This window comes from Streptomyces sp. NBC_01142, from assembly GCF_026341125.1.
Lineage (GTDB): Bacteria > Actinomycetota > Actinomycetes > Streptomycetales > Streptomycetaceae > Streptomyces.
On record NZ_JAPEOR010000002.1, the window covers coordinates 1,078,650 to 1,101,275 of the forward strand.

The following is a 22,626-nucleotide window of genomic DNA, read 5'->3' on the forward strand; positions in this document are numbered from 1 at the left end:
CCCTGTTTGAGACGGCACCCGGTGCCCCCATTCGCGGCACCGGATGCCAATTTCTTCAGATTGAGAAGTTTTCCCTTCCAGACTTTGATCGATCATCGATCAGAGACTTACAGTCATCGTCGGGTTCACCAACCCGTCGCCCTGTCCTGCCAGACAAGGCCCCCTTTTCTCCACCCCCCTCCTGTCCGGAAGGCGGCGATCATGACCGACCCCGTAGGCAAGCTTCCGAGCGAGCTCGACCAGCTCCCGGACCGTGACGCCGAGGAAACCGCCGAGTGGGCGGCGTCCCTCGATGCCGTCACCGAGCACGCCGGCCCGCACCGCGCCGCGTACCTGATGCGCCGCACCCTCCAGCACGCCGAGACGGCCGGAGTCCCCGTGCCCCGGCTGCTGGAGACGGACTACGTCAACACCATCCCCACCGCCGCCGAGCCCGTCTTCGACGGTGACGAGGCGATGGAGTCGCGCATCACCGCCTGGAACCGCTGGAACGCGGCCGCGATGGTCACCCGTGGCTCCCGCTTCGGCGTCGGCGGCCACATCGCCACCTTCGCCTCCGCCGCCTGGCTCTACGAGACCGGCTTCAACCACTTCTTCCGCGGCAAGGAGGGCGACGGCAGCGGCGACCAGCTCTACATCCAGGGCCACGCGTCCCCCGGCATCTACGCCCGCGCCTTCCTCGACGGACGGCTGAGCGAGCAGCAGCTCGACAGGTTCCGCCAGGAGGCGGGCGGCGACGGTCTGCCGTCCTACCCGCATCCGCGCAGGCTGCCCTGGCTGTGGGAGTTCCCCACCGTCTCCATGGGCCTGGGCCCGCTCTCCGCGATCTACCAGGCGCGCTTCAACCGCTATCTGCACAACCGCTCCATCAAGGACACCTCCGCCTCGCACGTCTGGGCCTTCCTCGGCGACGGCGAGATGGACGAGCCCGAGTCGACCGCCGCCCTCGCCCTCGCGGCGCGCGAGCAGCTCGACAACCTGACCTTCGTCATCAACTGCAATCTGCAGCGCCTCGACGGCCCGGTCCGCGCCAACTTCAAGATCGTGCAGGAGCTGGAGGCACAGTTCCGCGGCGCCGGCTGGAACGTCATCAAGTCCCTCTGGGGCTCCGCCTGGGACGAGCTGTTCGCCCTCGACACCGCGGGCGCGCTGCTGCGCCGCCTGCGCGAGGTGCCGGACGCGCAGTTCCAGACGTACGCGACCCGCGATGCGGCGTACATCCGCGAGCACTTCTTCGGCGCCGAGCCCGCGCTCGTCGAGCTGTCGAAGCTGGTCAGCGATGCCAAGATCGCCGAGCTCTTCTTCACCTCCCGCGGCGGCCACGAGGCCCGCAAGGTGTACGCGGCGTACAAGGCGGCCGTCGAGCACCAGGGCGCGCCGACCGTGATCCTCGCCCAGACGGTGAAGGGCTACACGCTCGGCAAGGGCTTCGAGTCCAAGAACGCCAACCACCAGATGAAGAAGCTGACCATCGACGAGTTCAAGGGCATGCGTGATCTGCTCGAACTCCCGATCCCGGACAGCGCCTTCGCCGACGGCCTGGTGCCCTACGGCCACCCCGGCGCCGACTCCCCCGAGGTCCGCTACCTCCAGGAGCGCCGCGCCGCCCTCGGCGGCCCGGCCCCGGCCCGCCGTGTGCAGGCCATGGCACTGCCCGACCCCGACGAGAGCAACGCACGCGCCTTCAAGGCCCTCGAGAAGGGCTCCGGCAAGCAGGAGATGGCCACCACCATGGCCTTCGTACGCCTGGTGAAGGACCTGATGCGGGACAAGGAGACCGGCAGGCGCTGGGTCCCGATCGTCCCGGACGAGGCCCGCACCTTCGGCATGGAGTCGCTGTTCCCGTCGGCCGGGATCTACTCCCCGCTGGGCCAGACGTACGAGCCGGTCGACCGCGACCAGCTGATGTACTACAAGGAGGCCAAGGACGGCCAGATCCTCAACGAGGGGATCACCGAGGCCGGCGCGATGGCCGACTTCATCGCCGCGTCGACGTCGTACGCGACGCACGGCGAGCCGATGATCCCCTTCTACATCTTCTACTCGATGTTCGGCTGGCAGCGCACGGCCGACCAGATGTGGCAGCTCGCCGACCAGCTCGGCAGGGGCTTCATCGTCGGCGCGACCGCCGGCCGTACGACCCTGACCGGTGAGGGCCTCCAGCACGCGGACGGCCACTCCCATCTGATCGCGTCCACGAACCCGGCGTCGCTCAACTACGACCCGGCCTTCGCATACGAGATCGCCGTCATCGTCAAGGACGGTCTGCGCCGGATGTACGGCCCCGAGGCCGAGAACGTCTTCTACTACCTGACGGTCTACAACGAGCCGAAGCCGCAGCCCGCGATGCCGGAAGGTGTCGAGGAAGGCATCGTGCGCGGTCTCTACCGCTTCAAGGAGGGCGTGCCTGCCGCCGCGGACGCCCCGCGTCTGCAGCTGCTGGCCTCCGGCACGGCGATCCACTGGGCCCTCGAGGCGCAGGAACTGCTGGCAGCCGACTGGGGCGTGACCGCCGACGTATGGTCCGCGACCTCGTGGGGCGAGCTGCGCCGTGACGCGCTGGAGTGCGACGAGGCGCTGCTGCGCGGCGAGCAGCGCACGCCGTACGTCACCCGGGCGCTCGAGGGCGCTCCGGGCCCGGTCCTCGCGGTCAGTGACTGGATGCGTCAGGTCCCGGACCAGATCAGTCAGTGGGTCGAGCAGGACTACTCCTCGCTCGGTACGGACGGCTTCGGTCTCTCCGACACGCGTGACGCGGCCCGCCGCCACTTCGGCGTCGACGCCCAGTCGATCACGGTCGCGGCGCTGGCCCAGCTGGCCCGTCGCGGCGAGGTCCCGGTGTCTGCCGTGAAGGAAGCGCGCGAGCGCTACGGCCTCTGAGGCCGGTCGATGCACGAGTGACGTCGGTCGATGCACGACAGACCCCCGGTGGCCGCGCGGCCACCGGGGGTCTGTCGTGGGTGATCCTTGACCCTGACACCGTGTGAAGCCGTGGAGTAGGAGGCGTCATGTTCACCATCGGAGACTTCGCCAGGCACGGCCGTGTGTCGGCCCGCATGCTGCGTCACTACGACGCGATCGGGCTGCTGCGTCCCGTCCGCACCGACCCGTTCAGCGGCTACCGCTACTACACGGCGGCCCAGCTCGCCCAGCTCAACCGTGTCATCGCCCTGAAGGATCTCGGCTTCACGCTGCAACAGGTGCAGGAGATCCTCGAGGAGAAGGTGAGCACGGAGGAGCTGCGCGGGATGCTCGTCCTGCGACGGGCGGAGCTGGAGGAGGCGATGGCCGCGGCGGCCGCCAGGCTGGCCCAGGTCGAGGCGAGGCTCCGGTCGATCGAGAGCGAGGGGCACATGCCCACCCAGGATGTCATCGTCAAGAGCATTCCCGCGGTTCGAGTGGCCGAACTGACCGCCACCGCGGCCGGTTACGGACCCGAGCACATCGGCCCCGTCATCAGCCCTCTGTACGACGAGCTGTTCCGGCGGCTCGAGGCGGCGGGCGTGGCCCCGACGGGCCCCGGCATCGCCTACTACGAGGATGCGCCCGGGGGCGACGGCGCGATCCTGGTGCACGCGGGGGTGACGGTCTCGGCCGGCCCCCGGCCCGGCCTCGACTTCGAGATCGTCGACCTGCCGGCCGTCGAGCGGGCCGCGACGATCGTGCACCGCGGCCCGATGGACGCGATCATGCCCACGGCCCACGCTCTGGCCCACTGGATCGACGCGGGAGGCCACAGCTCGGCGGGGTACGCCCGGGAGGTCAATCTGGAGTGCCCGGCGGACCGCGAGAAGTGGGTGACCGAGCTTCAGGAGCCCCTGGCCTGAGCCCGGCCGCGCGCCTGCCCTCCGGCATCATGGGGCCATGCGCGCTGCCCGGCTGATCAAGATGGTTCTGCTCCTCCAGGCGCGGCCCTCGATGACCGGGGCCGAGCTGGCCCAGGAACTCGAAGTCTCCGAGCGCACCATCACCCGGGACGCCCTGGCGCTCTCGGAGGCAGGAGTTCCGGTCTACGCGGACCGGGGGCGGGCCGGCGGATACCGCCTCATCGGGGGCTACCGGACCCGGCTGACCGGGCTCGGGCGCAGTGAGGCGGAGGCCCTCTTCCTCTCCGGTCTCCCGGGCGCACTGCGGGAGATGGGCCTCGAGGACGCAGCGTCCGCGGCACGCCTGAAGGTGTCCGCGGCGCTGCTGCCCTCGCTCAAGGACGCGTCCGACTCCGCGGCCCAGCGGTTTCATCTGGATGCACCGGGCTGGTACCAGGAGCCCGAGACGCCCGACCTGTTGCCGGCCATCGCCGAGGCGGTGTGGGACGACCGGCTGCTGCGCGCCCGCTACCGGCGCCGGGACACCGAGGTGGAGCGGGAGTTGGCTCCGTACGGCCTCGTGCTCAAAGCGGGCGTCTGGTACCTGTGCGCCCGCGCCGACGGCGGCACCGGCACGGCCCGGGTCTACCGGATCGACCGCTTCACCGCCGTCTCGCTGTGCGAGGAGCAGTTCGTACGGGACGAGGACTTCGACCTCCCCTCCTTCTGGGAGGAGCGCGCGGCCCAGTTCACGCGCTCCCTTCTCCGTACGGAGGTGGTGGTGCGCCTCTCGGAGGCGGGCGCACGCCGACTCCCGTACGCCGCCGACCGCGCGGCCGCCCGCGCGGCGCTGGACGCGGCCGGCCCGCCGGACGAACGGGGCCGGGTGACGGTCACTCTGCCGGTGGAGTCCCTGGACGTGGCGTACACCCAGCTCTTCGGCCTGGGGCCGGAGTTGGAGATCCTTGAGCCGTCCGGGCTGCGCGAACGTTTCGCCGCGGCCGCCGCGCGCATGCGCGCGCTCTACGACTGAAGCCGGGGCGGCATCGGCACCCGGGCCCGGGCGGCCCGGGCCGCGGGCCCCTGGCCGGTCCTGCGGCACCCTGGCCCGCGGCGCCCTGGCCCGGCACGCGCACTGCATCGCACCGCCACGCGCACCGCACAGGCACGCGCACCGCACTGCATCGCACCGCACCCGCACCCGCACCCGCACCGGGCGTCAGTTCACCAGCACTCGTCCTACCGGTACTCGTCGATCGAGGGCTCCGCCCCCGCCGACTCCTGAGCCATGAAGGTCCAGACGTCCGGCCGGCTGCCGTCCGTGTCCGTGAAGCCGTACTCCTTCGCCAGCTGCCCGCTGTGCAGCGACTGCCCGTTCCAACGCGCCCGCTCCGGGTCGGCGGCGAGTGCCGCGACCGCCCGGCCCGTATAGACCGGCGACTCGGAGAGCGCCCAGTGCTTCTGCTTCGCGATCCCCTCGCGCCAGGTCTCCTCCGTGAGGCCGAAGATGTCGAGCATCTCCTCGGAGCGGATGAAGCCCGGGCTCACCGCCACCGCGGTGCCGCCCACGCTCTTCAGTTCCTCGCCCAGAATGAAGGCCATCCGGATCGGGGCGTTCTTGGCGAGGTCGTAGTAGAAGTTCTCGCGGAACCCCTTGTTCGACTCTGCCGTGCCGTCCGTGACCTCGACGACCAGCCCGCCGGGCTGCCGCACCAGCAGAGGCAGCGCGAGGCTGCTGGTGATGATGTGGCTCTTCGCGCCGAGCTCGAGCATCCGCAGCCCGCGGTCCAGGTCGATGTCCCACATCCTGGTGTTGAAGTCGAGCAGGTGGTTGCCGCCCCAGACGTCGTTGACCAGGACGTCGAGCCGGCCGTGGTCCCTCTCGATCCGCTCGACCAGCGCCCGCACCTGCTCGGGCTCCAGATGGTCCGTCGGCACGGCGATGCCCTCGCCGCCCGCCGCCGTGACCAGCTCCGCCGTCTCCTCGATGGTCTCCGTCGCCCGGCCGACCTCGCTGACCCGGTCGCGGGTGGTCCGTCCCGTCGCATACACGGTCGCGCCCGCGGCGCCCAGCTGTACGGCGATGGCGCGGCCCGCGCCCCGCGTGGCTCCCGCGACCAGTACGACTCTGCCTGCGAGGGGTGTGTCCGTTGTGTCCGTCGTCATACGCCGACCGTCGCACGGATACCCGACATCCTCTGTCCACCATTCGAAAGAGTCAGCATTTCGGCGGCTCCGCGTGCGCCGCCCCCCGCCAACCAGGATGCTTGACCCGTGATGGACGAGACGGAGTTCTGGGAGATCATCGACAGCACCCGCGCGGCCGCCGAGGGCGACCCCGAGGACCACGCCGAGCTGCTGGTCGAGCGGCTGCTGCAGCTCGACCCCGACTCCGTGCTGGATTTCGCCCGGCACTTCGAGTCCCGCTACAACCGCGCGTACACCTGGGATCTGTGGGGGGCGGCCGCCGTGCTGCTCGCCGGCGCCAGCGACGATGCCTTCGACTACTTCCGCTGCTGGCTGATCGGGCAGGGCCGGGAGGTCTTCGAGGGCGCCGTGCACGAACCGGATACGCTCGCCGAGCTTCTGGAGGAGTTCGACGAGGACATCGACGGGGACGGCGAGGAGCTGGGGTACGCGGCGGACGAGGCGTACGAGCAGCTGACCGGCGTGGTGGCGCCGGATCTGGGGATCACGGCGCAGTCGGCCGAGCCGGTGGGCACCCCGTTCGACTTCGACGACGACGCGGCGCTGGCGGAGCGGTTCCCCAGGCTCTGGGAGCGGTTCGGAGACCTCTCGCTCAGCGACTGACGCGGCGTCGGGACACGTACCCGAGCCGGCCGTCGGGGCACGTGTCGGGGCCGGCGTCGAGACACGTGTCGGGAGACACGTACCGGGCCGGCGTCGGCTCAGGTGTCGAGGCTGCGGCCCATCAGCACATCGTCGACGTACCGTCCGTCCAGGTAGAGCTCCCCCGGCAGGACGCCCTCGACGGCGAAGCCCTCCGACTCGTACAGCGAGCGCGCCGGCTGGTTGTGGTCCAGTACCCGCAGCGTCATCCGCACCGCGCCCTGGCGCCGCGCCTCGTCGAACGCCGCCCGCAGCAGGGCCCGCCCGATCCCGCGCCCGCGCGCCCGGTCGGCCACGGCGAAGCCCTGGATCTGCCGCACGTGCCGGTTGCAGGCGAGCGCAGTGGGCAGGGCCAGCCGGATGTACCCGACGAGCGTGCCGTCGGCGTCCTCGGCGACCAGGACTTCCTCGGGCCGGTTCTGCGCGTCGAAGACCGGGGCGTACGGCGGTTCCGGCCTGGGCTGTACGGAGTGCAGCAGCGACCAGGTGTCCCGGTCGAGCGCGCCGAGAGCCGCCTCGTCGGCGGGGCGTGCGGAGCGTATGTGTGACTCGGTCATGGTCGTCACTGTGCCATGCCGCCGCACGGGGCAGGATGGCTCCATGCAGCGATCCCGTATTGCCGTCACCGGCTCCACCGGCCTCATCGGTAAGGCACTTGTGCGCTCGCTCCGCACCGACGGTCATGAGGTGGTGCGGCTGGTGCGCCATCCGGCCCGGGCGGGGGACGAGGTGGAGTGGGACCCGCAGCGGCAGTATGTCGACGTGGCGGGTCTGGTCGGCTGCGACGCCGTCGTGCATCTCGCCGGGGCCGGAATCGGCGACCACCGCTGGACGGACGCGTACCGCAAGGAGATCCGGGACAGCCGGGTGCTGGGTACGGCGGCGATCGCGGACGCCGTCGCCGGCCTGGACGTACCGCCGCGGGTGCTGATCAGCGGGAGCGCGGTCGGCTACTACGGCGACGCCGGGGACAGGGTGCTGGACGAGAACGCGCCGCCCGGGGACGGATTCCTGCCGAAGGTGTGCGTGGAGTGGGAGGAGGCGGCGGCCGCGGCCCAGGAAGCGGGCGTACGGACGGTCTTCGCCCGTACCGGTCTCGTGGTGGCGCGCGAGGGGGGCGCGTGGGGCCGGATGTTCCCGCTGTTCAGGACGGGGCTCGGCGGGCGTCTCGGCAACGGCCGGCAGTACTGGAGCTTCATCTCGCTGCACGACCAGATCGCGGCACTGCGGCACATCATCGACACCCCGTCGCTGTCGGGACCGGTGAATCTGACCGCGCCGGAGCCGGTGACCAACCGTGAGGTCACGGCGGCGATGGGCCGGGTGCTGCACCGGCCCGCGAGGTTCGCGGTCCCCGCGCCCGCGCTGCGTATCGCACTGGGCGGGATGGCGGCGGACATCCTCAGCAGTCAGCGGGCACGGCCGGTCAAACTGCTCGATTCGGGCTTCTCGTTCGCGTTCCCGACCATCGACGAGGCGATCAGGGCAGCACTGCGGTAGCGGGGCCGCGCGGCCCCCATGGGCCCCGACATGCGCCCGGCCACATGCCCGGTCATGTGCCCGGTCGTGTGCCCGGTCGTGTGCGCCCCCGGCGCACCGTTGCTCCGCGGCATGCGCGAGGGGCGGCACGGTCACGTCTCCCTACTCTCGATCGGAACTCGGGCATTCCGGGGGCCTGTTGGGGGCATGAGCCCTCCACCAGCCGCGCCGACCTCGGGGAGGGGCACGTGCTCAGCACCGCTCACTGTGCGGATGTCGTCATCGTCGGGGCCGGAATCGCCGGACTCTCGGCCGCTCATCAACTGACCAGCGCCGGCCTGTCGGTCAGCGTTCTGGAGGCCGCCCCCGAGGTGGGCGGCCGAATGGCCACCGAGCAGATCGACGGTTTCCGGCTCGACCGGATCGGCCAGTTGCTCAATACCTCGTATCCCGAGCTGCACCGTACGGCCGGGCTCGAGGACATCGACCTGCGGTCCTTCTCGCCCGGCGTGCTCGTGCACAGCGGCGGGCGGCTCCAGCGGACCGGCGAAGTGGTCCGGCGGACGGGCGAGACGGGGAGCGCACGGGGCGCATTCACCGTTGCGCGCGCCCTGGCGAGCGCCCCCCGTCCACTCGACCAGGCACGCCTCGGGGCCACGCTCGCGCGCCTCGCGGCCACGCCGGTGGAGCGACTGCTGGCCCGCCCGGAGCGGCCCTTGGCGGGCTCCCTCTGCGGGCGCGGCCTCCCGGCCCGTACGGTCCACGGCTTCCTGCGTCCGCTGCTGTCCTCGCTGCTCTGCGACCCGGCGCTCACCACGTCCAGCCGGTGCGCCGATCTCGCGCTGCGCGGCTTCGCGCGCGGCCGGCTGTGCGTACCGGCGGGCGGCGCGGCGGCGTTGCCGGAGCGACTGGCGGCCGCGCTGCCGCCGGGCACCGTACGCACGGGCGTACACGTCACGGACGCGTCCATCAACCGTGTCACCACCGAGGAGCACGGCGAGCTCGGCTGCCGCTCCGTGGTGGTGGCAACCGGCGCCCGCGCGGCCGCCGAACTGCTGCCGGGCCTGCGGGTGCCGCCGTTCCACCCGGTGACGGTCCTTCACCACACGGCGCCCGAGCCCCCGCTGGCCGACCCGGCGCTCGTGCTGGACGCGGACCGCGGCGGCCCGGTCGCGCACAGCGCGGTGATGAGCAAGGTCGACCCCTCGCGCGCCCCCGGCGGCCGCGTACTGATCTCCTCGACCGTGCTGGGCGTCCCGCCGGACGATCTGGACCGCCGTGTCCGCAAGCACCTGGCCACGCTGTACGGCACCGCCACCGAGGAGTGGGAACTGCTCGCCGTCCACCACGCCCCGGAGGCGGTTCCCGCGATGCCGCCACCGCACGACCTGCGCCGCCCGGTGCGCCTGCTGGCCGGCCTCTACGTGTGCGGTGACCACCGCGACACCAGTACGGTCCAGGGCGCGCTGTTCTCGGGCCGCAGGGCGGCGGACGCGATCCTGCGCGACTTCGGCCTCCAGACGGGGTACGAGACACCTTCGCTCTCGGCGGTGGCCTGACAACCGGTACGCATCAGCCCGTTCCGGCGATTGAAGGCCAGGGCCCCCATCCGCCCGGGCGGTACGCATCAGCCCGTCCGGGCGACTGAGGACCCGGGGGTCCCTTCTACGCCCGGGCGGTACGCATCAGCCCGTCCGGCGATTGAGGACCGGGGGTCCCCCCACGCCCGCCAGGGCGTAGGGGGACGGGGGTCCTGGCAGGCCCGGGTCCGGGCGGGACGGAGGTCCTGACAGAGCCCCGAGGTCGGGACGCGGCGGAGGTCCTGGCAGAGCCCCGGGGTCCTGGGGTGAGGCCCCACGTTCAGCCCAGCGCGGCGACCCGGTCGCGATAGTTCCGTACGGCCACCGCATCCCGGTACGGCTCAAGCCTTCGTTCGAATTCGCGTACGTACTCCACCGCACGCGCCGACCGCATCTCCGACGCCTGCAGCGCCGCCTCCGCCCCCAGCGCGCACGCCTGGTCCAGCTCCCCCAGACCCAGCCGGGCGGTGGCCAGCACCACCCGGCAGAAGAGCCGGCTGCGGGCGAACGCCGGGGAGCGCAGCTGGAGCGAGCGCTCCGCATGCTGCACCGCGGACCGGTACTGCTGCAGATCCCGGTGGCAGTGCCCGAACTCGTCCGCGAGCTGCGCCTCGTCGAAGAAGCGCGCCCAGTGCGGCACGTCGTCCCCCGGCCGCGCCGTCTCCAGCGCCCGCTCGGCCCGTACGAGCGAGGCGGTGCACGCCCGCACCTCGCCCAGCACTCCGTGCCCGCGCGCCTCGACGGAGTGCAGCAGCGCCTGCACCACGGGCGGGGCCGAGGAACCCACCCCCTGCTGGGCCACCCGCGTCAGCTGCACCGCCTCCCGGCCGTGCCCCAGATAGACGGCCTGCCGGCTCATGGTCACCAGCACATAGGAGCCGTACGCCCGGTCCCCGGCCGCCTGGGCGAGCCTCAGCGCCTGCACGAAGTACCGCTGGGCGAGCCCGTGCGCCGCGATGTCGTACGACGTCCAGCCGGCCAGCCGGGTCAGGTCCGCGGCCGCCGCGAAGAGCCGCCGTCCGGTCACCTCCCCGTAGGTGCCGCGGAGCATGGGCTCGGCCTCGTGCTCGAGATAGCGCACCAGGGCCTGCCTGGCGTGCCCGCCGCCGTACGCATGGTCGATGGTGCGGAACAGTTCGCCGACGGAGCGCAGCGCCGCGATGTCGCCGCTGGAGACCCTCTGACCGGGCCCTCGGTCGGTCCCCCGCTGCCGGGGGACGGAAATTCTGCCCCGGACGGGGATGCGGGCGACGGCGGCCCCGTTCTGCGCCGGCTCACCCCGGCTCACCCGCTCGTCGGCCCGTCCGATCAGCCAGTCCCGGCTGGGCACCACCAGTCCGGCCGGGGTGAACGCGATCTTGCGCAGCTCCGCATGGCTGCCGGAGTCCTTGCGCCACAGCCCGCCGACGATGTCCACGGCCTCCTCGGGCGTGGCCGCGAATTCCAGACCGGCGTAGACGGGTGCACAGGCGTCGAGCCCCAGATCCTGCGCGGAGAGCCGGCGCCCCAGCCGCCGGGTGAAGACCTCGGCGATCAGCGCCGGGGTCGTGCCGCGTGGCTGCTGACCCCGCAGCCAGCGGGTCACCGAGGTCTTGTCGTACCGCAGGTCGAGCCCGTGCTCGAGGCCGAGCTGGTCGACTCGGCGGGCCAGGCCTGCGTTGGAGAATCCGGCTTCTGCGATGAGCGCGGCGAGCTGTCGGTTGGGAATGCGCTGTGGGGGTCGTTCCGTCATCAGCTGTGCGGTCTCCTGCCTTCCGGGCCGGGAGCAGCCCTTCATGGAACGGCGCGAATTTAGCGGCCCCGCCTGCGCGGACCGCGGCCTTCGCCCCACATTCATCCGATCGTGTGAGGATTGGGTCGCCGCTGACGGGCACCATCCGCCGGGTACTGCCCAGTACCCTCTCGGCCGCCGATTCGCGTACGGCCGTACGGCCGTACAGTGGCGTGGGTGCGTCAAGTGCAGGATGAAAGTTCTAGGGAGGCACAGACCGTGAGTGAGCTGCGGTTCGTCCAACTGGGCTTCGGCGAGGAAGCCGTCGAGTACCAGGAGGCGTGGCAGAAGCAGCGCGAGGTCCACGCGGCCCGGTTCGCGGACGAGATTCCGGACACCTGCCTGCTGCTGGAGCATCCGCCCGTCTATACGGCAGGACGGCGTACGCAGGACAGCGAACGCCCCCTCGACGGCACGCCTGTCGTCGATGTGGACCGCGGCGGCAAGATCACCTGGCACGGCCCCGGCCAGCTGGTGGGCTACCCGATCGTGAAGCTGCCGCGCCCGGTGGACGTCGTCGCGCATGTGCGCCGTCTCGAGGACGCACTGATCCTCACGGCCGCGGAGTTCGGCCTTCGGACCACCCGGGTCGAGGGACGCAGCGGTGTGTGGGTGCTGGGCGACCCGGTCGAGGAGCGTCCGGCGATCGGCGGGCTCGCGCTCGACTTCGACCCGCGACTGGACGACGAGGAGTTCGACCCGCGGCTCAACGGCCCGGAGTACGCCCCGTCCAACGCGGGCCAGCGCCGCGAGGACCGCAAGCTCGCCGCCATCGGCATCCGTATCGCCAAGGGTGTCTCGATGCACGGCTTCGCTCTCAATGTGAACCCGGACAACACCTGGTTCGACCGGATCGTGCCGTGCGGGATCCGGGACGCGGGCGTGACCTCGCTCTCGTACGAACTGGGCCGCGAGATCACCATCGCCGAGGTGCTCCCCGTCATCGAGAAGCATCTGCGGGAGATCCTGGACAACGCCGACCTGCGGCCACGCGTCGTCGAGGCAGCCGTCTGACGGCTGCCGGACGGCCCTGGGGGGAATGCGCCCCTCTGGCCATGGGTTGGCCAGACGTAAGGCCACGGAAATAGCGGGCGTACCCTGGTGGGCGCCGCAGAATCGAATGCCGCGATAGCAGAAAGGGGCGCCGACGTGTCCGCTGTCGCACCCGACGGACGCAAGATGCTGCGCCTGGAGGTCCGGAACAGCCAGACCCCCATCGAGCGCAAGCCCGAGTGGATCAAGACCCGGGCGAAGATGGGTCCCGAGTACACCCAGATGCAGAAACTCGTGAAGAGCGAGGGTCTGCACACCGTGTGCCAGGAGGCCGGCTGTCCGAACATCTACGAATGCTGGGAGGACCGCGAGGCGACCTTCCTCATCGGCGGTGACCAGTGCACCCGGCGCTGCGACTTCTGCCAGATCGACACGGGCAAGCCGCAGGCCCTGGACCGTGACGAGCCGCGCCGCGTGGGCGAGTCCGTCGTCACGATGGACCTGAACTACGCCACCATCACCGGCGTCGCGCGCGACGACCTGGAGGACGGCGGCGCCTGGCTGTACGCGGAGACCGTGCGCCAGATCCACACGATGACGGCGGAGCGCGAGGCCGGCCGCACCAAGGTCGAGCTCCTGATCCCCGACTTCAACGCGGTGCCCGAGCAGCTGGCCGAGGTCTTCTCCTCGCGCCCCGAGGTGCTTGCGCACAACGTCGAGACGGTGCCGCGGATCTTCAAGCGGATCCGCCCCGGCTTCCGGTACGAGCGCTCGCTCGAGGTCATCACGCGCGCCCGCGAGGCAGGCCTGGTCACCAAGTCGAACCTCATCCTGGGCATGGGCGAGGAGCGGGAAGAGGTCAGCGAGGCGCTGCAGCATCTGTACGACGCAGGTTGCGAGCTCATCACGATCACGCAGTATCTGCGCCCTTCCGTACGCCACCACCCGGTCGAGCGCTGGGTGAAGCCGCACGAGTTCGTGGAGCTGAAGGACGAGGCCGAGGAGATCGGCTTCTCCGGTGTGATGTCGGGTCCCCTGGTCCGTTCCTCGTACCGCGCGGGCCGGCTCTTCCAGCAGGCGATGGAGCGACGGGGCATCTCCGTGGCCACCTCGCAGACTGTGTGAATTCACGCACAAGCAACTACCGCCGAGTAACGGCGCATTGACGCGGTCCGTGCCCTCCCCGCAGGTCGGGGCGGCGTACGGGCCGCGTCAACGTTTTGGCGCAGGGCAGAAAGGTTTCATCAGCGTTTGACCGCTCGGTCATGCCCTGGTAACACCAATCAGTGACGCTAGCTTTACGCACAGCACACATCCGCACTCCCGCGCTCGCTCCGCGTACCGCTGTCCGCACCACCGCGTACCACCCCGCACGCCCCGCACGCCCCGCAGAATCCACGCACCGCCCCGCACCGCGTCCGCTCATCGCCGTAGCTCACCCCGACCCCGAGGGGGACCTCCACCATGCAGGCCGCGCCGGTTCGTCCCGTTAGCGCCACCGCCATCCCGTCCGTCACCGACGCGCTGCGCGCCATGGAGGCGCTGCTCCTGGGCGGCGGACAGCGCACCGCCCGCCGGAACGCGTGGACGGCGGTCCTCGAAGACCGGCGCCGGGCCAAGGACCGGGTCGAGGCGCAGCATGTACTGGAGGCCGTGGCGGGCCGCACCTCCTAGGCCACGTAAACTTCCAGTTATGGCGAGGAAGTCAAACTCAGACAGCACTGACGCTGGTGCGAACCCCGGGCGACTGAAGCAGATCGCCCTGACGTACAAGATGACCCGAAAGGCCGATTCCAAGATCGGTCTTGTCCTCGCGGCTGTGGGAATCGTCACCTTCGGTGTCCTCCTCGCGATCGGCTTCTTGATCGGCCACCCCATTTATCTGGGCATCCTTGGCTTCCTGCTGGCCTTCCTCGCGATGGCGATCGTCTTCGGACGCCGCGCCGAGCGGGCGGCCTTCGGGCAGATGGAGGGGCAGCCGGGCGCAGCGGCCGCCGTGCTGCAGAACGTGGGGCGCGGCTGGAGCACGACCCCGGCAGTGGCGATGAACCGCAGCCAGGACGTGGTGCACCGGGCGGTCGGCAGGGCCGGCATCGTGCTGGTGGCCGAGGGCAACCCGAACCGGCTGAAGACGCTCCTTGCGGCCGAGAAGAAGAAGATGGCGCGCATCGTGGTGGACGTGCCGGTGCACGACATCATCGTGGGCACCGGCGAGGGTCAGGTGCCGCTGAAGAAGGTGCGCACCACGATGCTGAAGCTGCCGCGTGTGCTCACCGGCCCGCAGGTCACGGCGGCCAACGACCGGCTGCGGGCGATGGGTGACCTGATGAGCAATATGCCGCTGCCGAAGGGGCCGATGCCGAAGGGCATGAGGATGCCGCGCGGCGGAAAGATGCGCTGACCGCTACGAGAGGTCCGTACGAGTCTGTACGAGAGGGGCGGCCGGGACCCGATGGTCCCGGCCGCCCCTCTTCTTTGCTTCTTTGCGCTGTTCCGCTCTCGTGGCGCCGTTCTGCGCCGCTCGTCAGATCCGGACCTGTACGGCCCGGGCGAGGCGGTCGTGCAGCCCGCGCCCGTCGCGGTCCCAGATGAGCGCCGGGACGGCGACAGTGAGCAGGAGGCTGCGTACGACGACCCGGAAGATGCCGAGCCGCCGGCCGTCCTCGGAGATGACGCGCAGCCCGAGGAGCCGCTTACCGGGGGTGAACCCGACAGTGCCCACGGTCAGCACGCTCACGGCGAGGAAAATGACGAGCGCCCAGTTCCCGGATGCCTGCCGGTCACCGTTGGCGAGCAGTCCGTATGCGATCAGGAGGCACAGCCCCCAGTCGACGAAGAGGGCGCCGAAGCGCCGTCCGAGCGGGGCGATGGAGCCCGGACCCGCCTCCGGCAGGCCGAGCCGCTCGCCCCGGTAGCCGAAGTCGGCGCCCATGTCCTCGGCCGCCGCGCGGGGGCCGGAGAGCCACGATCCGATTGCTTGCCTGTTGTCCACCCGTACACGGTACTGCGCCCGGTTTCACCCCCCTGCGGGCGGGGCCCTGACGCCCCCCGACTCCCTGCCCGATTAACTTCGGCGAAACAAATGGGTCATGCTGGAGAAATCCCGTCTGCCTATGGTCGGGACGAGCGTGTGCCACCGAACTGGCCACACAACCGAGCTGCAACCCCGCCCCTCCCGGGTCGGGAGTAGGAGGAGTTGGATGTTCCAGAACGCCGACGACGCGAAGAAGTTCATCGCCGACGAGGATGTGAAGTTCGTCGACGTCCGGTTCTGCGACCTGCCTGGTGTGATGCAGCACTTCACCATCCCGGCAGCGGCGTTCGACCCGACCGAGGAGCTCGCCTTCGACGGCTCGTCGATCCGCGGTTTCCAGGCCATCCACGAGTCCGACATGGCGCTCCGCGCGGACCTGTCGACCGCCCGTGTCGACCCCTTCCGCCGCGACAAGACGATCAACATCAACTTCTTCATCCACGACCCGATCACGGGTGAGGCGTACAGCCGCGACCCGCGCAACATCGCGAAGAAGGCCGAGGCGTACCTCGCCTCCACCGGCATCGCCGACACGGCGTACTTCGGCCCCGAGGCCGAGTTCTACGTGTTCGACAACGTCCGCTTCCAGACCTCCGCGAACGAGTCCTTCTACCACATCGACTCCGAGGCGGGCGCCTGGAACACCGGCGCCGTCGAGAACAACCGCGGCTACAAGGTCCGCTACAAGGGCGGCTACTTCCCGGCCCCGCCGGTGGACCACTTCGCCGACCTGCGCGCCGAGATCTCCCTGGAGCTGGACAAGAACGGCCTGCAGGTCGAGCGCCAGCACCACGAGGTCGGCACCGCCGGCCAGGCCGAGATCAACTACAAGTTCAACACGCTGCTCGCCGCGGCCGACGACCTGATGCTCTTCAAGTACATCGTGAAGAACGTCGCCTGGCGCAACGGCAAGACCGCGACCTTCATGCCGAAGCCGATCTTCGGCGACAACGGCTCGGGCATGCACGTCCACCAGTCCCTGTGGCAGGGCGGCGTGCCGCTGTTCTACGACGAGCAGGGCTACGCGGGCCTGTCGGACACCGCCCGCTACTACATCGGCGGCATCCTGAAGCACGCCCCGTCGCTGCTGGCGTTCACGAACCCGACGGTGAACTCGTACCACCGCCTGGTCCCCGGCTTCGAGGCCCCGGTCAACCTGGTCTACTCGCAGCGCAACCGCTCGGCTGCGATGCGTATCCCGATCACGGGCTCGAACCCGAAGGCGAAGCGCGTCGAGTTCCGCGCCCCGGACCCGTCCTCGAACCCGTACCTGGCGTTCTCGGCCCTGCTGCTGGCGGGCCTGGACGGCGTCAAGAACAAGATCGAGCCGGCCGAGCCGATCGACAAGGACCTCTACGAGCTGGCCCCCGACGAGCACGCGGGCGTCCCCCAGGTCCCGACCTCGCTCCCGGCGGTCCTCGATGCGCTTGAGGCGGACAACGAGTACCTGCAGGCCGGCGGTGTCTTCACCTCCGACCTGATCGAGACGTGGGTCGACTACAAGCGGACGAACGAGATCGCGCCGATCCAGCTGCGTCCGCACCCGCACGAGTTCGAGCTGTACTTCGACATCTAAAGATCAGGTCCGGGCGACCTGGGCGGAAATCCTGAAACATGCGTTGACCTGCGAAATCACTGCTCAGCAGTGCTCGCTGTTCCCGCTTGTTTTCCGCCCCCTTGTGCACCGCGTGTGCACCGGCCGGCCGGCCCTCTGACGCAGTGTCAGTAACAGTGAGGCCGCCGCTCCCCGTTGGGGTGGCGGCCTCATTCGTTCCGTGGCATGGCCACCATCCAGCAGAAGGCTTGATCCTGCACGTGACGGCTGGTGCTCTGTTGTCCGCTCACGCATCGTGCACGCAATTCCGGTCGTCTGCACCTTTGAGCTTGTTCCGCTTTGACGGACACCGTTGGTGTGCTGGTCAGGCTGCTCTAGTGCGAACCGCCTACGGGCTGTCGGTTGTGGGCGTTGGCGCTTCCGAAATAGCGCGCGCTACGAACTCGCGGTAGCGGTCCACCTCTGCATTGAACTCAGAGTTGTCCATGTCCAGGGGCTCTGACTTGCCAGGTAGCCCCGCGAGCTCACGCAGAGACGGCTCGAAATCGGGATCCAGGCCCTTGTGGCACGTGCCGCAGAGCGTGACCAAGTTTTCCTCTGCCGTGGGGCCATGCATACGCCACGGGACGAGATGGTGCACGTGGATCTCTAGATCGGTGTGGTCAGTTGCCTTGCGGCCACACACAACACAGCGGTAGCTGTCCCGCTTGAGCACCTGCATCCGGAGCTTTCGAGTAGGCGCACGACGAGTCACAGATTCGTCGGGCAGATGCCCCGTCCCGAAGAAGCCGAACCCGCCAACCTCTATCGCGCCGTCGTGCATGCACTCGCTGGGCCCCACAACTTCGGGCAGGCGTGCGTCAGCCAGCCCCTTCTCGACGAGTGCATTTCCGCCGATCCTTAGGTACATGGCCAAGCTGGTGTCGTCATGCACCGCTACCCAGCCCTGCCCCAGCTCGGTCCATGCACGTGTCATACCTGTCGGATCCATCAAGCTAGCGGCACGTATCTCCCAGCCAGGATGTCGTTCCGACTGCCCCACCCAGTGCGTCTGCGCGCCCCAGAAAGGTCGTCCTCGGCGGTTAGCCCCGAGCGTAAGCGCGTAGTAGTCACCGTCGGGCGCGAAGCGCTTCATCTGCTGAAAGGTCTTCTCCAAACCGGCTTCGCCGGCAGACCGTTCCTCATCCATGAGGTGACTGTCGCACGGGGCACTGACACCCGGGCAGATGCTGCCGTCCCTCCAACGGGCGGCAGAAGACCAGGCAGCCCATCAGCATGGTGTGCACCCGATGTGCACCCATGTCCCATTAAGGGTTGGACTACGCAGGTCAGAGCGTTCCTGTAGCTGTACTTCGACATCTCGGAAGGCCTCAGGTGAGAGCGGCCTTCCCCTCCCCTGGGCCGTCTGTCGGGCCGTCGGCCGTACCCCTGGAGGGGTGCGGCCGACGGCCCTTTCTGTGAGCCACGTCGAGGGAGGATCAGGCCTCGGACCGCCCGGGCGCCAGCAGCTCCCGCAGTTCCCCCACCGCCTCCCGGAGCCGGGCGGCGAACGTACGCATCTGGTCGGCCACCGGCAGCGGCGTGCTCAGATAGATGTTGAACCGCTCGGGCAGCAGCACATAGGCGACGCCGATGCACCTGCTGCTGGTCGAGCCGAAGCCGAAGTACTGGATGTTGGCGGACGGCGCGGAGCTGGTGCTCAGGTAGTCGTCCCGCATCGTCAGCCAGCCCGGCGTCCGGTACAGCGCGGGCTGTTCGGTCACCCCCAGTTCCGCGCCGCGCCGCCGCTGGATCAGCTCCAGCTCCCACAGGTGCTGCTCGGGCACCTGCCCGGCCTGGCACTCCTTCGCGCGCGTCACATGGGCCTCGGCGGCGGCCCGGAACGCGGCCCGCCGGGCGTCCGTGTCCGTCGCCGGGTCGTCCATCGCCGCCACGAACTCCTGCATCTCGGGGGTGACCACGCGCATCGCCTCGGTCCGCCCGTGCCGGTACTGCCGGGTCGCGATCGACTCGTACGTAGCACCGAGATGCCCCTTCGCCCGCTGGTGGGCAAGCTGGTAGGCAACCTGGACGAACGCGTCCGGCGACACCCCCAGGGCCTTGGCCGCGCTGCTGCCGAAGTCCTCGAACGACACGGTGCTGGTCGCGGTGTTCTCGCCGTACGCGGCGAACGCGTCGGCGGCGGAGCGCACCTGGGCCCGCAGGGCGTCGTCCAGTTCGAACACGATCGGCTCCAGCGCCGGCGGGCCCTGGGAGCGGGCCCCGGACTGCCGGGACTGCTCCTCGGCCGGGGTGCTGAGCAGGGCGTCGGTGAAGCTGAGGATGGTCGTCCCGTCCAGCTCGCAGTGCTCGACGTTGATGCCCGCCCGGCCGTCGGCGAAGACGATGAAGGAGACGGCCTTGTCGAACCAGCGGTTGCCGCGGTCGCCGTACAGCAGCTGGTCGCAGGCGTCCTGGGTGCCCGTGGGTGCGAAGTCCTCCAGAGCGACGCAGAACAGTGCGGTCTCGATGTCGTCCAGCGCGTCGGCGTTGCGGGGGTGGCAGGCGAGGAGGGACTCCCGGGCGGCCGCCCACTCCGCGCGCGCCATGGTGGTGAGGTGTCCCACCGAGGTGTCCGGGCGGGCCGGCTCGGCACCGGCCTTCATCACGGCGTGCAGCCCCGCCTCGAGGTCGTCCAGGCTGTGCGGGACGCCGTCCTCGCCGAGCACGTCCAGCCGGAACATGCCGCCCCGGAAGAACACCACGATGTGCCGGGCCTCGGACGGGCCCGGCCACTGCTCGGTGTAGGGGGCGCGGACGGTGTCCTGCTGCGCGCCGGGGATCCGGGTCGCGGAGAACAGGAACTTGTTCTGCACCATCGACTGGGGCGCCCCGCGCTGCACCACCGGAGGAATGAGCCCCTGGTCGAGCTGCCGCTTGTAGTGGAGGGCGCCGGCGATGAGCCCGGCCGCCCGCTCCGTCTGCGCCCGGCCGGATTCCTTGCCCGGGGCCGGGCCCGACTCCTGGCCCGAGTCCTTGAACAGGAAGAAGAAGTTGGCGTTGAGCGCGATGCGGTCCCGGCGGCCCAGGTACCGGTACGGCCAGAAGGTGTCGAGCCAGCTGTGGACACCCTCCGTGGCGTCGTACTCCTCCAGCGCCGCGTGCAGCACCCGGCCGGGGCCGTCGGGCCGCAGGAAGGCGGCCACCTCCGCCTCGGTCGCCGCCCGCTCGTCAGCGGTCAGCAGCGGCGCGCACCAGGCGAGGAACCTCTCGCAGCTCGCCTCGAGGCTGGGCAGCGGCACACGCGGCAGGCCGGCCTCCTGAGCAAAACTGGCGTTGCCTGCTACTTCCTGACTGCTCTTCAATTCTGCTCTCGATTCAGATTGTTGTGCAGATGAGTGGTGCGTCCTGCGGCCGGGAGAGATAGAGCTGTGCGTAGAGCCAGCCTTCCGCCTCCAGGCCCCGCGCATCCACCCCGGCGGCCGACATCCTGTCCAGGACGATCGTCTGCTCCTGTGGGGAGGCGAACCGCCGTTGTCTGAAGACCTCTTCGACGCGGACGGTCCGGTAGCCGAGTCCCGCCAGCGCGTGCTCGACGGGGTCGAAGGGAAACATCCGCAGCACGAAGTGCGCCATCCAGGGCCGGCGGTCGCCCTGCGCCCGGACGACGCGTGTGAGCGTCCGCTCGGTGACATAGCCGAGGCAGCCAGTCGAAATCACCAGGTCCACCCCGGCGAGCTGGGTGCGCTGCCGCGGTGTGGGCTCGTTGTCCTCCAGGTCGGCGTGCACCGCGTCGTCGAGGAAACCGGCCTCGAGGGCGTAGGACAGCGCGCTGCCGGAGGTGTCCAGGCCGGTGAAGCGGATGCCGTGCGCGGGTCGGCGGGACCGGGACAGGTCCCGGTCGCGGGCCAGCAGCGCCGTGCGAACTTCCTGGTCCGGGCGGCCGGGATCTTCTGCTTCAGCGCCGTCTTCCACGCCGCAGTAGCGCGCGTACAGCTCGTCCATGGTCGCGTCGTACTTCAGCAGGGCGGCGTTGATCCCGTACGAGCAGCCGATGTCCAGCACTTTCGGCACCGCGACCTGCTGGGACTCCCGGTACTCCTTGATGAGCTTCGCGAAGTAGGGCTTGGCCTGTTGCGGAACGCAGTAGCCGAGCGGGCGCAGCACGCTGAAATAGGCGCGCGGATCGGGCTGCGTATAGATGTGGTCGAGCGTGACTTTCCCGGTCGCGTCGAAACGCACAGGGCTTACTCCTCCGTGGTTCGCAGAGTGGGAAACGGCCTACGACGACTGCTCGCCCTCGCCGCCCGCTAGTCCAGCAGCCGGTCGCCGCGGACGGCCCGGCCCTCGGCCGCCAGATGTTCGGGCAGTACCCGGCCGAAGAGCTGCCGGGTCCGTGCCACGCTCCCGACGACGCCGGGGCGCTCGCTGTAGGCGAATATCGCGGAGTGGCGCGCCACGTCGCCCCGCACGGAACTCACCCGGTGCAGCGAGTAGCGGCCCTTGAACAGTTGCAGATCACCGGGTTGCAGAGGCAGGCTCCGGATCAACCGTTCGCCCCGGCCTTCCAGTACGTCCCGGACGTCGTCGAATTTCTCGTCCTGCGCGGACCGGATGTTCGGGCAGTACTCGAAGACGCCGCCGGCCTGCGCCTGCCGGGTGAGCATGCTCACCGTGAACTCGTTGGTGTCGAAGTGCCAGGGGTGCTCCATGCCCGGCTCAACGACGTTGAGCACCAGCCCGGAGAGCGGGTCCGCCAGTTCGTACAGCTTCGGCAGTCCGAAGCAGCGGGCGATGAAGCGATGGAACACCTCATGGGAGTAGAGCCTGCTGATGAGAGCGTCCGCGGGGATGCGGTCACGCGCGACGAACGCGTTGCCCCGCTGGAAGGTCTTCCAGCCGGGGTGGTCCTGCGGCAGAGCGGAGTCCACCGCAAGGTTGTAGACGTTGACCGTTTCGGTGTCGAAGTGCGCCCGGGGGGCGATGCCCGAGCACTCCTGACTCAGAACGTCGCGGAGCGAGGGACGGATGAAGTCCGGCAGCACGGTGCAGCCGAGAGCGGACAGTTCGCGCCGGGCACGGGACACCACGGCCTGTCCCTCGGCGCTTTCGAGTTCCGACAGGGGATACCGAGCCGTGTCGACCACCTGGTCGAGCGTTACGGCTTCCAAAGTGCTCATTCGATCCTCTCCACGTACGGGCAGATCGTCCCGGAGCCGTCCGGTGCTCATCTCGGCTCTTCGGTAACTCGACTGAGGAGTAACAGAGTTGAAGCTCCCATAGCGGCCGCCAAGTTGTCTGTGACACGCCACACTGCGGCGGCGCCGCGCACTCGGGCCGTACGACCTGGACACGATCCCGGCAACGGTCCGTGACCGCTCGGCCCGTGCGCGAGGTCGAGGCGTCACCCTCGGACGGCACTCCCACATACCGCGTTGTCGCACCTCAAACGCGTCTGCACTCGATCTGGTGGACTCCATCACCCGTAAGAGCGAGATCGGGTGACTACACAGCGTGAGTTCGGTGATGCTTTCCGTGTGCACGAGACGTCAGTTCTCGAGTACAGCGTTCTCACGAAG

Annotated in this window: 19 protein-coding genes; 11 read left to right on the forward strand and 8 right to left on the reverse strand. The window is 69.9% G+C overall.

What is annotated here, in order from left to right:
- Positions 1–201 precede the first annotated feature (201 nt).
- The 3 genes from aceE to OG883_RS22320 all read left to right on the forward strand — a co-directional run bounded on the left by aceE (position 202) and on the right by OG883_RS22320 (position 4,839).
- Positions 202–2,880, forward strand: coding sequence for a pyruvate dehydrogenase (acetyl-transferring), homodimeric type (gene aceE / locus OG883_RS22310; protein ID WP_266543594.1), 2,679 nt, complete (start codon positions 202–204; stop codon positions 2,878–2,880).
- A gap of 128 nt (positions 2,881–3,008) precedes the next feature.
- A complete protein-coding gene (locus OG883_RS22315) occupies positions 3,009–3,827 on the forward strand; it encodes a MerR family transcriptional regulator (RefSeq protein WP_266543597.1) in 819 nt (272 codons plus the stop codon).
- 37 nt (positions 3,828–3,864) lie between these two features.
- The gene (locus tag OG883_RS22320) at positions 3,865–4,839 is read left to right on the forward strand and encodes a YafY family protein (RefSeq protein ID WP_266543602.1); all 975 of its coding nucleotides are present in this window, start codon (positions 3,865–3,867) and stop codon (positions 4,837–4,839) included.
- 206 nt (positions 4,840–5,045) lie between these two features.
- Here OG883_RS22320 and OG883_RS22325 read toward each other — a convergent pair whose 3' ends face one another.
- Positions 5,046–5,972: an SDR family oxidoreductase gene (locus tag OG883_RS22325; protein ID WP_266543609.1), complete on the reverse strand. Its 927-nt coding sequence runs from the start codon at positions 5,970–5,972 to the stop codon at positions 5,046–5,048.
- 111 nt (positions 5,973–6,083) lie between these two features.
- Here OG883_RS22325 and OG883_RS22330 point away from each other — a divergent pair, with 111 nt between their 5' ends.
- A complete protein-coding gene (locus OG883_RS22330) occupies positions 6,084–6,617 on the forward strand; it encodes a DUF4240 domain-containing protein (RefSeq protein ID WP_266549333.1) in 534 nt (177 codons plus the stop codon).
- 98 nt (positions 6,618–6,715) lie between these two features.
- On the opposite strand, the gene OG883_RS22335 is transcribed toward OG883_RS22330, so the two are convergent.
- On the reverse strand, positions 6,716–7,213 hold the full coding sequence (locus OG883_RS22335; RefSeq protein ID WP_266543611.1) for a GNAT family N-acetyltransferase: 498 nt from the start codon (positions 7,211–7,213) through the stop codon (positions 6,716–6,718).
- Positions 7,214–7,256: 43 nt separating this feature from the next.
- On the opposite strand from OG883_RS22335, the gene OG883_RS22340 reads away from it, so the two are divergent.
- Positions 7,257–8,156, forward strand: a complete 900-nt coding sequence (locus tag OG883_RS22340) for a TIGR01777 family oxidoreductase (protein WP_266543614.1) — start codon at positions 7,257–7,259, stop codon at positions 8,154–8,156.
- Positions 8,157–8,383: 227 nt separating this feature from the next.
- Positions 8,384–9,694, forward strand: a complete 1,311-nt coding sequence (locus OG883_RS22345) for an NAD(P)/FAD-dependent oxidoreductase (RefSeq protein WP_266543616.1) — start codon at positions 8,384–8,386, stop codon at positions 9,692–9,694.
- A 301-nt stretch (positions 9,695–9,995) separates the two neighbouring features.
- On the opposite strand, the gene OG883_RS22350 is transcribed toward OG883_RS22345, so the two are convergent.
- Positions 9,996–11,447 (reverse strand): regulator, encoded by a 1,452-nt coding sequence (locus OG883_RS22350; protein WP_266543619.1) that lies wholly within the window; start codon positions 11,445–11,447, stop codon positions 9,996–9,998.
- A gap of 258 nt (positions 11,448–11,705) precedes the next feature.
- On the opposite strand from OG883_RS22350, the gene lipB reads away from it, so the two are divergent.
- From lipB to OG883_RS22370, 4 genes are all read left to right on the forward strand, one after another.
- Entirely contained in the window at positions 11,706–12,500 is a 795-nt protein-coding gene (gene lipB, locus OG883_RS22355) for a lipoyl(octanoyl) transferase LipB (protein ID WP_266543622.1), read from the forward strand.
- Between the two features lie 135 nt (positions 12,501–12,635).
- Positions 12,636–13,604, forward strand: a complete 969-nt coding sequence (gene lipA / locus OG883_RS22360; protein WP_266543625.1) for a lipoyl synthase — start codon at positions 12,636–12,638, stop codon at positions 13,602–13,604.
- A gap of 339 nt (positions 13,605–13,943) precedes the next feature.
- Positions 13,944–14,153 (forward strand): hypothetical protein, encoded by a 210-nt coding sequence (locus OG883_RS22365; protein ID WP_266543628.1) that lies wholly within the window; start codon positions 13,944–13,946, stop codon positions 14,151–14,153.
- A 19-nt stretch (positions 14,154–14,172) separates the two neighbouring features.
- Positions 14,173–14,880, forward strand: coding sequence for a DUF4191 domain-containing protein (locus tag OG883_RS22370; protein WP_266543631.1), 708 nt, complete (start codon positions 14,173–14,175; stop codon positions 14,878–14,880).
- 123 nt (positions 14,881–15,003) lie between these two features.
- Here OG883_RS22370 and OG883_RS22375 read toward each other — a convergent pair whose 3' ends face one another.
- Positions 15,004–15,471 carry an RDD family protein gene (locus OG883_RS22375; protein ID WP_266543633.1) on the reverse strand — a complete coding sequence of 156 codons (468 nt, stop codon included), beginning with the start codon at positions 15,469–15,471 and terminating at the stop codon, positions 15,004–15,006.
- 208 nt (positions 15,472–15,679) lie between these two features.
- Between OG883_RS22375 and glnA the strand changes: the two genes are divergently transcribed.
- Positions 15,680–17,089, forward strand: coding sequence for a type I glutamate--ammonia ligase (gene glnA / locus OG883_RS22380; RefSeq protein WP_266543636.1), 1,410 nt, complete (start codon positions 15,680–15,682; stop codon positions 17,087–17,089).
- Between the two features lie 367 nt (positions 17,090–17,456).
- On the opposite strand, the gene OG883_RS22385 is transcribed toward glnA, so the two are convergent.
- The 4 genes from OG883_RS22385 to OG883_RS22400 all read right to left on the reverse strand — a co-directional run bounded on the left by OG883_RS22385 (position 17,457) and on the right by OG883_RS22400 (position 22,227).
- Complete coding sequence (locus OG883_RS22385; protein WP_266543638.1) at positions 17,457–18,257, reverse strand: HNH endonuclease; 801 nt, start codon at positions 18,255–18,257, stop codon at positions 17,457–17,459.
- A gap of 289 nt (positions 18,258–18,546) precedes the next feature.
- A complete protein-coding gene (locus OG883_RS22390; RefSeq protein ID WP_266543664.1) occupies positions 18,547–20,349 on the reverse strand; it encodes a choline/carnitine O-acyltransferase in 1,803 nt (600 codons plus the stop codon).
- Positions 20,350–20,425: 76 nt separating this feature from the next.
- Positions 20,426–21,289, reverse strand: coding sequence for a class I SAM-dependent methyltransferase (locus OG883_RS22395; protein WP_266543667.1), 864 nt, complete (start codon positions 21,287–21,289; stop codon positions 20,426–20,428).
- 68 nt (positions 21,290–21,357) lie between these two features.
- Entirely contained in the window at positions 21,358–22,227 is an 870-nt protein-coding gene (locus tag OG883_RS22400) for an arpA protein (protein WP_266543670.1), read from the reverse strand.
- Positions 22,228–22,626: the final 399 nt, after the last annotated feature.